The following is a 15,480-nucleotide window of genomic DNA, read 5'->3' on the forward strand; positions in this document are numbered from 1 at the left end:
GCGGTTTTTTTTATGGTGTCGAATCAGCAGGCTTTTGAGGACTATTTGCGTCGGGAGAAAAACTACTCGGTGCATACGGTTATGGCTTATGTGACCGATCTCTCAGCTTTTTGCGCTTTCGCGGAACGGGAATTCGGAGACGCCAATGTCGATGAAGTGGGTTATGGACAGATTCGCTCGTGGATCGTTTCTTTGGTCGATGCCGGAATCGGGAACACATCGGTCAACCGAAAAATTTCATCACTTAAGGCTTACTACAGGTTTTTGCTCAAATCCAGACAAATCGAGGGAAATCCTTTGTTGAAACACAAGGCTTTGAAGGCTCCGACGAAAATTCAGGTACCTTTTTCGGAAAACGAATTGGATGCGGTGCTGAACGAAATGGAGTTCGCGCCCGGATTTGAGGGAATACGGGACAAGCTGATCATCGATTTGTTTTACACGACGGGAATGCGGCGGGCCGAGCTGATTTCGCTCAAAGTCTCGAATCTCGATTTGTCGAACGGCACTTTGAAGGTCGTCGGAAAACGAAACAAAGAACGGATTCTTCCCGTTTTGCCAATAATTTCACAACAGCTCGAGGGCTATCTGAAGGAACGCTCGGGTTTACAACAGATTAACGACAACGACCTGTTCTTCTTGTCGTTAAAAGGCGTTAAATTGACGGATTCCTTTGTGTATCGACTCATAAATGGCTACTTTAGTAATGTGTCGGGGAAAGTAAAAAAAAGCCCGCACATTCTTCGGCACACGTTCGCTACGCATTTGCTAAACAACGGCGCCGACCTAAATTCAGTAAAGGAATTATTGGGACATTCCAGTCTGGCATCGACACAGGTTTACACGCACAGCAGTTTGGCTGAATTGAAACAGGTGTACGGAAATGCTCACCCCAGAAGTCAACGTGATTCCTAAGTTTAACCATTAAAATTTTGATTATGAAGGTAAATGTGCATGCAGTTAACTTTACTGTCGACGGAAAGCTGGTAGATTTTGTCCAACAAAGAATGGATAAATTGGAGAAGTATTATGACAGAGTTGTTTCTTCGGATGTGTTTATGAAACTCGATAACGGAAGTGAGAAGGAAAACAAGATCGTCGAGCTCAAGATTCACGTGCCCGGAGACGAGTTCATCGTGAAAAAACAGTGTAAAAGTTTTGAGGAAGCAGTTGACTCATGTGCAGAATCGGCGGAGCGTTTACTGACGAAAAGAAAGGAAAAAATACGCACCCATATTTGATTGAAGTTTTTCAGAAAAATGTTTTGAATAACAATTTAAATGCTATACATTTGCAGTCCGTTAGAAATAGCGGACTTTTTTTATTGATAATGCCGGTGTAGCTCAGTTGGCTAGAGCAGCTGATTTGTAATCAGCAGGTCGTGGGTTCGAGTCCCTCTATCGGCTCAAATGAAGAAAAAAGGTGTCAGTTTTTACTGACTTGTTCTTTAAAGTATTGGTATAAAAAAAGTTAGGGGAGATACTCAAGCGGCCAACGAGGACGGACTGTAAATCCGTTGAGCAATCTTCGCAGGTTCGAATCCTGCTCTCCCCACAAAGCTTTTTATTTTGATCGCGCCCAAAGCATAGCTTTTGTGTTTGAAGCAAAATAAAAAGATTTAGTAAGGCTCCGTAGGGAGTGATCGGAAGAAACCAGTGTTTTTTGTTAGGTCGTCTTACTATGATAATTGAAAAGAGTTCTCCCTTGCGGATTGCGTGAAATTCAAAGTCACTTCAAACATGGCTTTTGCGATTTTAAGTGCTGTCGTAAAGACTCTGAAAGAGATAAAAACTACCGGTGTCTGCCGATAGTTTTTCGGTTTTCGCAAGAAAGCCTAGATTCTAAACCTTTGAACGTGAACAGCTTCCACTTGTTTGCGTTCAAAATTAGAGTTGAAAAAGTCCTTGCCGGTGTAGCTCAGGGGTAGAGTGCTTCCTTGGTAAGGAAGAGGTCACGGGTTCAAATCCCGTCATTGGCTCAATTTTGAATTTTGAACACTATTATATAACTAAGATTAAAATCACTTAAAATGGCAAAAGAGAATTTTAACCGGAACAAGCCGCACCTTAATATCGGTACTATCGGCCACGTTGACCACGGAAAAACTACTTTGACTGCTGCTATCACTAAAGTATTGGCAGAAGCCGGTTTTTCGAAGACTGCAGCTAAATCTTTCGACCAGATCGATAACGCTCCGGAAGAAAAAGAAAGAGGTATTACAATCAACACTTCGCACGTTGAATACGAAACTGCTAACCGTCACTACGCTCACGTTGACTGTCCAGGTCACGCGGATTACGTTAAGAACATGGTTACAGGTGCTGCTCAGATGGACGGTGCTATCCTTGTAGTTGCTGCTACGGATGGTCCAATGCCACAAACTCGCGAGCACATCCTTTTGGGACGTCAGGTTGGTATTCCAAGAATCGTTGTCTTCATGAACAAAGTTGACATGGTTGACGATGCTGAGCTTTTGGAGCTTGTTGAAATGGAAATCCGTGATCTATTGTCTTTCTATGAGTACGATGGAGATAACGGACCAGTTATCCAAGGTTCTGCTCTAGGTGGATTGAACAACGATCCAAACTGGGTTCCTAAAATTCTTGAATTGATGGAAGCTGTTGACGTATGGATCGAAGAGCCAGTGCGTGATGTTGCCAAGCCATTCCTTATGCCAGTTGAAGACGTGTTCACGATCACAGGTCGTGGAACTGTTGCTACAGGTCGTATCGAAACAGGTGTTGCCAACACAGGTGATCCAGTTGAAATCATCGGTATGGGTGCTGACAAATTGACTTCTACTATTACAGGAGTTGAGATGTTCCGCAAAATCCTTGACCGTGGAGAAGCTGGTGATAACGTAGGTCTTTTGCTACGTGGTATCGATAAAGCTGACATTCGTCGCGGTATGGTTATCATCAAGCCAGGATCTGTTAAGCCACACGCTAAATTCAAGGCAGAGGTTTACATCTTGAAAAAAGAAGAAGGTGGTCGTCACACGCCATTCCACAACAACTACCGTCCACAGTTCTACGTACGTACAACTGACGTAACTGGAACTATCCAGTTGCCAACAGGAGTTGAGATGGTTATGCCAGGTGATAACTTGACTATCGAAGTTACTTTGTTGTCTCCAATCGCTTTGAGCGTAGGTCTTCGTTTCGCTATCCGTGAAGGTGGACGTACAGTTGGTGCAGGACAGGTAACTGAAATCCTTGACTAATTACAATTAGCAATACTGAACCAGCAGCGTTACCCTACGCTGCTGGTTTTTAATAAACGGGTGTAGTTCAAGGGTAGAATAGCGGTCTCCAAAACCGTTGATGGGGGTTCGAATCCCTCCACCCGTGCAAAACGTAAAGACATGAGTGTTTTTAAATATGTATCCGAATCGTTCGAGGAATTGAGATCGAACGTGACCTGGCCAGAGTGGGCAGAAGTTCAGAAATACACAATCGTAGTGGCTGTGTTCTCTGTAGTATTCGCATTGGCTACCTGGGGAGTTGACGAGACTTTCTCTAAAGCTATCGCCGGATTTTACAATTGGTTAAAAGGATAATTCGTTCGCGATGACAGAAAGTAGTGTGAAAAAATGGTATGTTGTCCGCGCCGTAAGTGGTCAGGAGAACAAGGTTAAGAATTACATCGAGACAGAGATCAACCGTCTTGGAATGGGTGACCATATCTCTCAGGTATTGGTTCCTACCGAGAAAGTGGTGCAGGTCCGCGATGGAAAGAAAATCACAAAAGACCGCGTATATTTCCCGGGCTATGTGATGGTCGAGGCTAACCTTATCGGAGAAATCCCCCATATCATCAAGTCCATTACAGGAGTTATCGGATTCTTGGGAGAAGTCAAAAACGGCGATCCTGTGCCTTTGCGTATTTCGGAAGTGAACCGTATGCTAGGTAAAGTCGACGAACTGTCTGTCAAAACTGACGGCCAAACCATTCCGTTCAACATCGGGGAAACCGTAAAAGTTATCGATGGTCCGTTCAACGGATTCAACGGAACGGTCGAGAAGATCAATGAGGAAAAGCGCAAGCTTGAGGTCATGGTAAAGATTTTCGGTCGCAAGACACCTTTGGAGCTTAGCTTCATGCAGGTTGAAAAAGTATAATTTGTTACATTTTATAATCACATCAATCGCTTCCAATTGATAGATGTGCTAAATTTTTTAAACAATGGCTAAAGAAGTTAGTAAAGTAGTTAAACTACAAGTTAAGGGAGGTGCTGCGAATCCGTCGCCACCGGTTGGACCTGCTTTGGGAGCTGCTGGGGTTAACATCATGGAGTTCTGTAAGCAGTTCAACGCTAGAACCCAAGACAAGCCCGGCAAGATTTTACCGGTACAGATTACCGTGTACAAAGACAAATCTTTCGATTTCGTCGTAAAAACTCCTCCTGCCGCTGTCCAGTTGATGGACGCTGCGAAGCTAAAGTCCGGATCAGGTGAACCTAACCGCAAAAAAGTGGCTAGCGTTACTTGGGACCAAATCAAAACTATCGCTGATGATAAAATGGCAGATTTGAATGCCTTTACCATCGAGAAAGCAATGAGCATGGTTGCAGGTACTGCAAGGTCAATGGGTATAACCGTAACGGGAGATGCTCCGTTCTAAATCAGGATTTAAGACATGGCAAAATTGACAAAGAAGCAGAAAGATGCTGCTTCAAAAATCGAGAAAAACAAGCTGTACTCTTTGAAAGATGCCTCTACCTTGGTTAAGGAAGTCGCTTCTGCAAAATTCGACGAGTCTGTTGATATCTCTGTTCGCCTTGGAGTAGATCCTCGTAAAGCGAACCAAATGGTACGTGGCGTGGTAACATTGCCACACGGAACTGGAAAAGACGTCCGCGTTCTAGCGCTCGTTACTCCAGACAAAGAAGCGGAAGCCAAAGCTGCTGGTGCAGACCACGTAGGTTTGGATGACTATCTTCAAAAGATCAAAGACGGTTGGACAGATGTAGATGTAATCATCACTATGCCGGCTGTTATGGGTAAACTAGGACCGTTGGGACGTATTTTGGGACCACGTGGTTTGATGCCAAACCCTAAAACCGGAACAGTTACTATGGACGTAGCGAAAGCTGTAACCGAAGTAAAAGCTGGTAAGATCGACTTTAAAGTGGACAAGACAGGAATCGTTCACGCAGGTATCGGGAAAGTATCTTTCGACGCTCAAAAGATTTCTGAGAACGCCCACGAAATCATCCAAACACTAATCAGACTGAAGCCATCTGCGGCCAAAGGAACTTACATCAAGAGCATTCACTTGTCTAGTACAATGAGCCCTGCGATTCCTTTGGATACCAAAGCTGTATAAGTAGTTAAAGTTTTTAATCATGACTAGACAAGAAAAATCACAAGTTATCGAAGACTTGACTGCACAGTTGGCAGGAACTAATGTTGTCTATTTGACAGACATTTCCGGTCTTGACGCAGAAACGACTTCTAACTTAAGAAGATCTTGCTTCAAAGCGGGTATCAAACTAGAAGTAGTCAAGAATACTTTGCTTGAGAAAGCGATGGAAGCTGCAGAATTCGATTACGGTCAACTACCGACTGTTCTCGCTGGAAACTCGGCCATCATGATCGCAGAGAACGGAAACGCTCCTGCAAAAGTTATCAAGGAATTCCGCAAGAAATCTGACAAGCCTCTTTTGAAAGGTGCTTTCATTCACTCAGCTGTCTTCGTCGGAGACAACCAATTGGATGCATTGATCGCCCTTAAATCGAAAGACGAAGTTATCGGAGAGATCATCGGTCTTCTTCAATCTCCTGCCAAAAATGTTGTATCTGCCCTTAAGTCGGGTGGTAACACTATCGCAGGACTTGTTAAAACGTTGTCTGAAAGATAAGATTGAAAGCTTCGGAAGTGCAGTCCTTCGACTGGTGACTTTCGGCTCTCGACATCAGTCAACACCCGCCTTCGCGCACTATTTATAAATTATATTTTACAAACTATTTTTTAAAACGATAGAAAAAATGGCAGATTTGAAACAATTCGCAGAACAATTAGTTAACCTTACAGTAAAAGAAGTTAACGAACTTGCTACAATCCTTAAAGACGAGTACGGAATCGAGCCTGCAGCTGCTGCTGTAGTTGCTGGTCCAGCTGCTGGTGGTGGTGATGTTGCCGCTGCAGAAGAGCAAACAGAATTCACTGTAGTATTGAAAGATGCTGGTGCTTCTAAACTTGCTGTAGTAAAAGCAGTTAAAGAACTTACTGGTCTTGGTTTGAAAGAAGCTAAAGATCTAGTTGATGCTGCTCCATCAAACGTAAAAGAAGCAGTCTCTAAAGACGAAGCTGAAGGTTTGAAAAAATCTTTGGAAGAGGCTGGAGCTGTAGTTGAGCTTAAGTAAGCCCAACCGCTTTATATAAGCTAGGTTTAGGCCTTGGGAACGCTCCCAAAGGCCTAAACCATTTTTCGTATAATAAATTTGAGGTCAGATTTTTTGGCCGATGCGTTTAGGATCCGAAAAACTTTTTGCCCGAATACGAAGAAAAAAAATGGACAAATCTGCTTTCGGTCCGTTTTTAAAGATGTCTCGGGTCTAAAAAAAGAAAGTAAAGATTCAGAGTGTTTTACACAAAAACTACTTTTTTTTAAATCAAAATTTTGTCTATTGATGATAACAAATCAGAATGAAAGATTGAATTTTGCCTCCACTAAGAACATCCCGGCATACCCGGATTTCCTCGATGTTCAGGTAAAATCTTTCAAGGACTTTTTCCAGCTGGAAACCAAATCCGACGAAAGAGGCAACGAAGGTCTCTACAACACTTTCATGGAAAACTTTCCAATCACTGATACAAGAAATCAGTTCGTATTGGAATTCCTCGATTATTTTGTCGACCCACCGCGTTATAGCATTCAGGAATGTATAGAAAGAGGTCTGACGTACAGCGTGCCGTTGAAAGCACGTCTGAAATTGTACTGTACAGATCCGGAACATGAAGATTTTGAAACGATAGTGCAGGATGTGTACCTCGGTACCATTCCTTACATGACGCCAAGTGGTACATTTGTTATCAATGGCGCCGAACGTGTGGTTGTATCACAGCTTCACCGTTCACCTGGCGTTTTCTTTGGGCAGTCTTTCCACGCCAACGGAACGAAACTTTACTCTGCAAGGGTAATTCCGTTCAAAGGTTCTTGGATCGAATTCGCTACAGACATCAACAACGTGATGTACGCCTATATCGACCGTAAAAAGAAATTGCCGGTCACGACGCTTTTCCGTGCCATCGGATTCGAGCGCGACAAGGACATCCTTGAGATTTTCGACTTGGCCGAAGAGATCAAAGTTTCCAAAACCGGTCTTAAAAAATATGTCGGAAGACGTCTTGCCGCACGTGTCTTGAACACTTGGCACGAGGATTTCGTTGATGAAGATACGGGCGAAGTTGTCTCTATCGAGCGCAACGAGATCATCCTTGATCGCGACACCATTATCGATAAGGACAATGTTGAAGAGATCATCGAATCTAACGTGAAATCTATCCTTTTGCACAAAGAAGATGCAAACCAGGGAGATTACGCGATCATTCACAACACGCTTCAAAAAGACCCGACGAACTCGGAGAAAGAAGCTGTTGAGCACATCTACCGTCAATTGCGTAACGCAGAACCGCCTGATGAGGAAACAGCACGCGGAATCATCGAGAAGTTGTTCTTCTCCGATCAGCGTTACAACCTTGGTGAAGTAGGTCGCTACAGAATGAACAAGAAGTTGAATCTTGATATTCCAATCGAAAAGCAGGTCTTGACGAAAGAGGATATCATCACGATAGTAAAATACCTTATCGAGCTCATCAACTCCAAAGCGGAAATCGATGATATCGACCACTTGTCAAACCGTCGTGTACGTACAGTTGGGGAGCAACTTTCCCAGCAGTTCGGAGTAGGTCTTGCCCGTATGGCCAGAACGATCCGTGAGCGTATGAACGTTCGTGACAACGAGGTGTTTACGCCAATCGATTTGATCAACGCGAAAACACTTTCGTCGGTAATCAACTCATTCTTCGGTACCAACCAGCTTTCGCAGTTCATGGACCAGACGAATCCACTTGCCGAGATCACGCACAAGCGTCGTCTTTCTGCACTTGGACCAGGCGGTTTGTCACGTGAGAGAGCAGGATTTGAGGTTCGAGATGTTCACTACACGCACTACGGTCGTTTGTGTCCGATCGAAACTCCCGAAGGTCCGAACATTGGTTTGATCTCTTCGCTTTCGGTTTATGCCAAAGTAAACGGAATGGGCTTTATCGAAACGCCGTACCGCGAGGTAGTCAACGGTAAAGTAGATTTGGCTTCAGAGCCGATTTATTTGTCTGCCGAAGAAGAAGAAGGAAAGTTGATCGCTCAGGCAAACATCGAAATGGAAAACACAGGAACGATCACTGCCGAGCGTGTCATTGCACGTGAAGAAGGTGACTTCCCGGTCGTTGAACCGACAGTTATCCACTATACCGACGTTGCTCCTAACCAGATCGCCTCGATTTCCGCATCGCTTATCCCATTCTTGGAACACGATGATGCGAACCGTGCGTTGATGGGATCGAACATGATGCGTCAGGCCGTGCCGTTGTTGCGTCCTGAAGCTCCGATCGTAGGAACAGGTCTTGAAAGACAAGTCGCTTCCGATTCCCGCGTTCTGATCAACGCCGAGGGAGACGGAACCTGCGTATACGTTGATGCACAGATCATCACGATCAAGTACGACCGCACCGACGAGGAGCGTTCAGTATCTTTCGATCCGGATGAGAAAACGTACCAACTCATCAAATTCCGCAAAACCAATCAAAGTACTTCAATCAACCTTAAGCCGATCGTCCGCAGAGGCGACCGCGTGAAACTTGGTCAAGTGCTTTGCGAAGGCTATGCAACCCAAAACGGTGAGCTTGCTCTTGGCCGTAACCTTCAGGTGGCGTTCATGCCTTGGAAAGGTTACAACTTCGAGGATGCGATCGTGATCTCCGAGAAAGTTGTCCGTGAAGATATCTTCACCTCGATCCACGTTGACGATTATTCTTTGGAAGTGCGCGACACGAAATTGGGTAACGAAGAATTGACAAACGACATCCCGAACGTTTCCGAAGAGGCTACAAAAGACTTGGACGAAAACGGTATGATCCGCATTGGAGCGGAAGTGAAGCCGGGTGATATCCTTATCGGAAAAATCACTCCAAAAGGTGAATCTGACCCAACTCCGGAAGAGAAATTGCTTCGCGCGATCTTCGGTGACAAGGCCGGTGACGTGAAAGATGCTTCGTTGAAAGCTTCTCCATCGCTACACGGTGTCGTACTCGACAAGAAATTGTTCGCAAGAGCCATGAAAGACAAGCGCAAACGCACCAAGGACAAAGACGATTTGGGCGCGCTTGAAATGGAGTTCGAAGTAAAATTCGTCGAATTGAAAGACAAATTGGTAGACAAGTTGTTCAACATCGTAAACGGGAAAACTTCGCAAGGAGTCATGAACGATTTGGGTGAGGAAGTACTTCCGAAAGGAAAGAAATACACGCTCAAGATGCTTCACGCCGTAGAAGATTTCGCTCACCTTTCAAAAGGTCAGTGGGTTGCCGACGACGAGACGAACAAGCTTGTAAACGATTTGATCCACAACTATAAGATCAAGTTGAACGACTTGCAAGGTGCTTTGCGCCGTGAGAAATTCACGATTACTGTCGGTGATGAATTGCCGGCGGGAATCCTGAAACTTGCCAAAGTCTACATCGCCAAGAAGCGCAAGCTCAAAGTAGGTGATAAGATGGCAGGACGTCACGGAAACAAAGGTATCGTAGCACGTATCGTTCGCGAAGAAGACATGCCGTTCCTCGAAGATGGAACTCCGGTAGATATCGTATTGAATCCGCTTGGTGTACCATCGCGTATGAACATCGGACAGATTTACGAAACTGTACTAGGATGGGCAGGGAAGAAGACAGGACAAAAGTTCGCCACGCCAATTTTCGACGGAGCGTCTCTTGACCAGATCAATGCCTTGACCGATGAGGCCGGAATCCCGCGCTTCGGACACACTTATCTGTATGACGGAGGAACCGGAGAACGTTTCCACCAGCCAGCGACAGTCGGTGTGATCTACATGTTGAAACTTGGTCACATGGTTGACGATAAGATGCACGCGCGTTCTATCGGACCTTACTCACTCATTACGCAACAGCCGCTTGGTGGTAAAGCCCAGTTTGGTGGTCAGCGTTTCGGAGAGATGGAGGTTTGGGCGCTCGAAGCTTACGGTGCGTCGTCTACATTGCGTGAAATCCTGACAGTGAAGTCGGATGATGTAATAGGACGTGCCAAGACTTATGAAGCTATCGTGAAAGGTGAGACCATGCCAGAGCCTGGATTGCCTGAATCGTTCAACGTATTGATGCACGAGCTAAAAGGTCTCGGACTCGATATCCGTTTGGAAGAGTAAACCTGAGTTATAAGATTTGAGTATTGGGATAAGTCTTCGGACACTTCTCAGTACTCTTATCTGAATACTCACTACTCTAAGGACAACTTTCAATTTAAAGATCAGTTATTATGACAATGAATAACAGAAAAGATAAGAATACAACAATCAAAAGGTTCGATAAGATCTCTATCGGTCTTGCTTCTCCGGAGTCAATCCTGGCAGAATCGAGAGGAGAGGTTTTGAAGCCTGAAACCATCAACTACCGTACGCACAAACCAGAGCGTGACGGCTTGTTCTGTGAGCGTATCTTCGGACCTGTGAAGGATTTCGAATGTGCCTGCGGAAAATACAAGCGCATCCGATACAAAGGAATCGTTTGTGACCGATGCGGAGTGGAAGTCACCGAGAAGAAAGTGCGTCGCGACAGAGTCGGACACATCAATCTTGTCGTGCCTATCGCCCACATTTGGTATTTCCGTTCGCTTCCGAACAAAATCGGATACATCTTGGGTCTTCCTTCGAAGAAACTCGACATGATCATCTATTACGAGCGTTACGTCGTGATCCAGGCAGGTATTGCCAAGCATCCTGACGGAGAAACGCTTACGAAACTCGACTTCCTTACAGAAGAAGAATACCTGAACATCCTCGATACGCTTCCGCAAGACAACCAATATCTTGACGATAACGACCCTAACAAGTTCATCGCCAAAATGGGAGCAGAGTGTATCATGGATTTGTTGGCGCGCACCGATCTTGACAGCTTGTCTTATGACTTGCGTCACTCGGCGAACAACGAAACTTCGAAACAACGTAAGACTGAGGCGTTGAAGCGTCTCCAGGTTGTGGAATCTTTCCGCGATGCCAACCAAAACCGCGAAAACCGTCCGGAGTGGATGATCATGAAGGTCGTTCCGGTCATCCCGCCAGAATTGCGTCCGTTGGTGCCGCTTGATGGTGGTCGTTTCGCAACTTCCGATTTGAACGATTTGTACCGTCGCGTCATCATCCGCAACAACCGTTTGAAGCGTCTTATGGAGATCAAAGCTCCAGAAGTCATCCTTCGAAACGAAAAGCGTATGTTGCAGGAATCAGTGGATTCACTATTCGACAACACGCGTAAAGCATCGGCAGTCAAGACTGAATCGAACCGTCCTTTGAAATCCCTTTCGGATTCCCTGAAAGGAAAACAAGGTCGTTTCCGTCAGAACTTGCTTGGAAAACGTGTCGATTATTCTGCACGTTCGGTAATCGTCGTTGGGCCAGAATTGAAATTGTTCGAGTGCGGTCTTCCGAAAGACATGGCTGCCGAGCTATACAAGCCGTTCGTCATCCGTAAGCTCATCGAGCGCGGGATCGTCAAAACGGTAAAATCTGCCAAGAAAATCATCGACAAGAAAGAGCCGGTAGTTTGGGACATCCTGGAAAACGTGATCAAAGGTCACCCAGTGCTCCTAAACCGTGCCCCTACTTTGCACCGATTGGGAATCCAGGCGTTCCAACCAAAACTTATCGAAGGAAAAGCGATCCAGCTTCACCCATTGGTTTGTACGGCCTTCAACGCCGATTTCGATGGTGACCAGATGGCGGTTCACTTGCCACTTGGGCCAGAGGCGATCCTTGAAGCACAGCTTTTGATGCTTGCCTCACACAACATCCTCAACCCTGCGAACGGTGCTCCAATCACTGTACCTTCACAGGACATGGTACTTGGTCTTTATTATATGACCAAAGAGCGTTTGTCGACTCCAGAAAAGAAAATTTTGGGCGAAGGACTTACTTTCTACTCTGCAGAAGAGTGTAACATCGCGTTGAACGAAGGACGTGTTGAGTTGAACGCACGCGTGAGAATCCGTGCGAAAGATTTCAACGAGAACGGAGAATTGGTATACAAACTGATCCAAACTACCGCAGGACGTGTCTTGTTTAACGAGGTAGTTCCGGAAGCAGCAGGTTATATCAACGACGTCTTGACCAAGAAAAACCTTAGAGACATCATCGGTCACATTTTGAGTGTAACCAATGTTCCTACGACGGCTGCCTTCTTGGACAACATGAAAGATATGGGATACAAATTCGCCTTCACCGGTGGTTTGTCTTTCTCACTTGGTGATATCCGTATCCCGGAGCAAAAAGAGAAACTTATCGCCGACGCCCGCGAGCAGGTAGAAGGTATCTCTACGAATTACAACATGGGACTTATCACTAACAACGAACGTTACAACCAGGTTATCGACATCTGGACTTCTGCCAACGCGCAGTTGACGGAAATGGCGATGAAGAATATCCGTGAAGACCAGCAAGGTTTCAACTCGGTTTATATGATGCTTGATTCCGGAGCCCGTGGTTCCAAAGAGCAGATCCGTCAGTTGACAGGTATGCGTGGTTTGATGGCAAAGCCGAAGAAATCGACAGCCGGTGGTGGTGAAATTATCGAGAACCCGATCCTCTCCAACTTTAAGGAAGGTCTTTCGATCCTCGAGTACTTCATCTCAACTCACGGTGCGCGTAAAGGACTTGCGGATACGGCTTTGAAAACGGCCGATGCGGGTTACCTTACCCGTCGTCTCCACGACGTTTCCCAAGACGTTATCGTAAACCAAGTGGATTGCGGAACGTTGAGAGGCGTCGAGATCACAGCCTTGAAGAAAAACGAGGAAATCGTGGAATCTCTTGGTGAGCGTATCTTAGGACGCGTGGCACTTCAGGACGTAGTGAACCCGTTGAACAACGAAATCCTTGTTCATGCAGGTGAGCAAATTACCGAAGCGATCGTCAAAGCTATCGAGGAATCTCCGGTTGAGGCCGTTGAAACCCGTTCGCCTCTAACTTGCGAATCCCACAAAGGAATCTGCGCGAAATGCTACGGACGTAACCTTGCCACAGGCCGTATGACCCAAAAAGGAGAAGCTGTCGGTGTAATTGCAGCACAGTCAATTGGTGAGCCTGGTACACAGCTTACACTTCGTACCTTCCACGTTGGTGGTGTTGCTGGTGGATTGTCTGAAGAATCGAGCATCGTCGCAAAATTCGGTGGACGCGTTGAAATCGAAGACCTCAAAACAGTAAAAGGAGACGATTCAGAAGGCAATGTTGTCGACATCGTAATCTCTCGTTCTACAGAATTGAAGTTGGTTGACACGACTACAGGAATTCTATTGAGTACACATAACATTCCTTACGGATCGAGCATTTTCGTAAAAGACGGTGATACTGTCGACAAAGGTGCCGTGATCTGTAAATGGGATCCATACAACGGAGTTATCATCTCTGAGTTTACGGGTAAAGTAGCTTACGAAGATCTCGAACAAGGTCAATCTTACCAAGTAGAGATCGATGAGCAGACAGGTTTCCAGGAGAAAGTGATTTCTGAAGGACGTAACAAAAAGCTCATCCCGACGCTTTTGATCTACGGAAAAGACGGTGAATTGATCCGTTCTTACAACTTGCCTGTCGGAGCTCACCTTATGGTAGACGACGGAGAGAAGATCAAGGCCGGAAAAATCCTCGTGAAGATTCCGCGTCGTTCGTCAAAAGCGGGCGATATCACCGGAGGTCTTCCGCGTATTACCGAGCTTCTTGAGGCGCGTAACCCATCGAACCCAGCCGTGGTTTCTGAAATCGACGGTGTGGTTTCTTTCGGAAAGATCAAACGTGGTAACCGCGAGATCGTGATCGAGTCAAAATTCGGTGACATCCGCAAATACCTTGTGAAACTTTCGAACCAGATCCTGGTTCAGGAGAATGACTTTGTAAAAGCGGGTATGCCACTTTCTGACGGAGCGATCACTCCGGAAGACATCTTGAGAATCCAAGGACCGTCTGCAGTACAGCAGTATTTGGTGAACGAGATCCAGGAAGTTTACCGTTTGCAAGGGGTTAAGATCAACGACAAGCACTTTGAGGTTGTCATCCGTCAGATGATGCGCAAAGTACAGGTTCAGGATCCGGGAGACACATTGTTCCTTGAAGACCAATTGATCCACACGAAAGATTTCCTTATCGAGAACGATAAATTGTATGGAATGAAAGTCGTGGAAGATGCCGGAGATTCAGACAACCTGAAACCGGGCCAGATCGTTACGCCACGTGATCTTCGCGACGAAAACTCGTTGTTGAAGCGAAACGACAAGAACCTTGTTGTGGCTCGTGAGGCAATCGCGGCTACGGCAACTCCGATCCTTCAAGGTATCACACGTGCTTCCTTGCAGACCAAGTCCTTCATCTCGGCGGCTTCCTTCCAGGAAACTACCAAAGTATTGAACGAAGCTGCCGTTGCAGGTAAAGTCGATACACTGGAAGGCTTGAAAGAGAACGTCATCGTTGGACACAGAATTCCTGCGGGAACAGGTATGCGCGAGTATGACAACCTTATCGTAGGTTCGAAAGAAGACTACAATGAGATGATGGCTAACAAAGAAGAATACAATTATTAATCATGTCTGATAACAATAATCAACAGCAAGGGCAAATCAACATTGAGCTCGACGAGGCGACGGCACAGGGAATTTATTCCAATCTGGCCATCATCAACCACTCGGCATCTGAATTTGTCATCGATTATGTTTGTATTATGCCTGGCACGCCAAAAGCCAAAGTAAAATCGAGAATTGTGCTCACGCCACAACACGCCAAGAGATTGCTCAAGGCTTTGGCAGAGAACATTCAAAGATTCGAATCGGTCCACGGTGAGATCAAAGAGTTTGAACAAGCGCCCATTCCGTTGAACTTCGGTCCGGCGGGGCAAGCGTAAACAAACCATATTCAGCAAAAGGCTTCGGGAAACCGGGGCCTTTTTTGTTTGCGATAAATTCAGTACCCGATATTTTTTCCAAAGCCGAAAACCCTTTCGGAAAGGTATTTTTGTTCGGATTTTCTTGCAAATCAAAACATTGGCAATAAGAGATACGTAATTTTTTGCCGTTGATTTTCCGCATTTGTCAACACGAAAACGTTGTAGTAAAGAGAACTGTAATATTTTTTTGCTAATGAATTGTTAATTTATATACTTTAGCCGCGTGAAATCCGAAAGGTCCGTCCAACAGGCAAT

The 15,480-nt window shown here is 45.6% G+C and carries 12 protein-coding genes and 4 tRNA genes; all 16 read left to right on the top strand.

Annotation, left to right across the window (positions count from 1 at the left end):
• The first annotated feature begins 12 nt into the window (after nucleotides 1-12).
• Nucleotides 13-915: a tyrosine-type recombinase/integrase gene (locus EOO49_RS01780; RefSeq protein ID WP_290842168.1), complete on the top strand. Its 903-nt coding sequence runs from the start codon at nucleotides 13-15 to the stop codon at nucleotides 913-915.
• Nucleotides 916-938: 23 nt separating this feature from the next.
• Nucleotides 939-1,241 (top strand): ribosome-associated translation inhibitor RaiA, encoded by a 303-nt coding sequence (raiA, locus tag EOO49_RS01785; RefSeq protein WP_290842169.1) that lies wholly within the window; start codon nucleotides 939-941, stop codon nucleotides 1,239-1,241.
• Nucleotides 1,242-1,332: 91 nt separating this feature from the next.
• Nucleotides 1,333-1,406, top strand: a tRNA-Thr gene (locus tag EOO49_RS01790).
• A gap of 67 nt (nucleotides 1,407-1,473) precedes the next feature.
• A tRNA-Tyr gene (locus EOO49_RS01795) sits at nucleotides 1,474-1,554 on the top strand.
• A gap of 352 nt (nucleotides 1,555-1,906) precedes the next feature.
• Nucleotides 1,907-1,978 (top strand) — tRNA-Thr (locus tag EOO49_RS01800).
• 51 nt (nucleotides 1,979-2,029) lie between these two features.
• The gene (gene tuf / locus EOO49_RS01805; RefSeq protein ID WP_290842170.1) at nucleotides 2,030-3,223 is read left to right on the top strand and encodes an elongation factor Tu; all 1,194 of its coding nucleotides are present in this window, start codon (nucleotides 2,030-2,032) and stop codon (nucleotides 3,221-3,223) included.
• A gap of 56 nt (nucleotides 3,224-3,279) precedes the next feature.
• Nucleotides 3,280-3,350: transfer RNA gene (locus EOO49_RS01810), tRNA-Trp, on the top strand.
• Between the two features lie 14 nt (nucleotides 3,351-3,364).
• A complete protein-coding gene (gene secE, locus EOO49_RS01815) occupies nucleotides 3,365-3,559 on the top strand; it encodes a preprotein translocase subunit SecE (RefSeq protein ID WP_290842171.1) in 195 nt (64 codons plus the stop codon).
• A 10-nt stretch (nucleotides 3,560-3,569) separates the two neighbouring features.
• On the top strand, nucleotides 3,570-4,121 hold the full coding sequence (gene nusG, locus EOO49_RS01820; RefSeq protein WP_290842172.1) for a transcription termination/antitermination protein NusG: 552 nt from the start codon (nucleotides 3,570-3,572) through the stop codon (nucleotides 4,119-4,121).
• 64 nt (nucleotides 4,122-4,185) lie between these two features.
• Nucleotides 4,186-4,623, top strand: coding sequence for a 50S ribosomal protein L11 (gene rplK / locus EOO49_RS01825; RefSeq protein WP_290842173.1), 438 nt, complete (start codon nucleotides 4,186-4,188; stop codon nucleotides 4,621-4,623).
• A 15-nt stretch (nucleotides 4,624-4,638) separates the two neighbouring features.
• Nucleotides 4,639-5,328, top strand: coding sequence for a 50S ribosomal protein L1 (gene rplA / locus EOO49_RS01830; protein WP_290842174.1), 690 nt, complete (start codon nucleotides 4,639-4,641; stop codon nucleotides 5,326-5,328).
• Between the two features lie 19 nt (nucleotides 5,329-5,347).
• A complete protein-coding gene (rplJ, locus tag EOO49_RS01835) occupies nucleotides 5,348-5,863 on the top strand; it encodes a 50S ribosomal protein L10 (protein WP_290842175.1) in 516 nt (171 codons plus the stop codon).
• A 127-nt stretch (nucleotides 5,864-5,990) separates the two neighbouring features.
• Entirely contained in the window at nucleotides 5,991-6,368 is a 378-nt protein-coding gene (rplL, locus tag EOO49_RS01840; protein ID WP_290842176.1) for a 50S ribosomal protein L7/L12, read from the top strand.
• A 267-nt stretch (nucleotides 6,369-6,635) separates the two neighbouring features.
• Nucleotides 6,636-10,448, top strand: coding sequence for a DNA-directed RNA polymerase subunit beta (gene rpoB / locus EOO49_RS01845; protein ID WP_290842177.1), 3,813 nt, complete (start codon nucleotides 6,636-6,638; stop codon nucleotides 10,446-10,448).
• A gap of 116 nt (nucleotides 10,449-10,564) precedes the next feature.
• Nucleotides 10,565-14,866, top strand: coding sequence for a DNA-directed RNA polymerase subunit beta' (gene rpoC, locus EOO49_RS01850; RefSeq protein WP_290842178.1), 4,302 nt, complete (start codon nucleotides 10,565-10,567; stop codon nucleotides 14,864-14,866).
• Between the two features lie 2 nt (nucleotides 14,867-14,868).
• Entirely contained in the window at nucleotides 14,869-15,183 is a 315-nt protein-coding gene (locus tag EOO49_RS01855) for a DUF3467 domain-containing protein (RefSeq protein ID WP_290842179.1), read from the top strand.
• Nucleotides 15,184-15,480: the final 297 nt, after the last annotated feature.

It is taken from the genome of Flavobacterium sp. (genome assembly GCF_004295795.1).
GTDB lineage: Bacteria > Bacteroidota > Bacteroidia > Flavobacteriales > Flavobacteriaceae > Flavobacterium.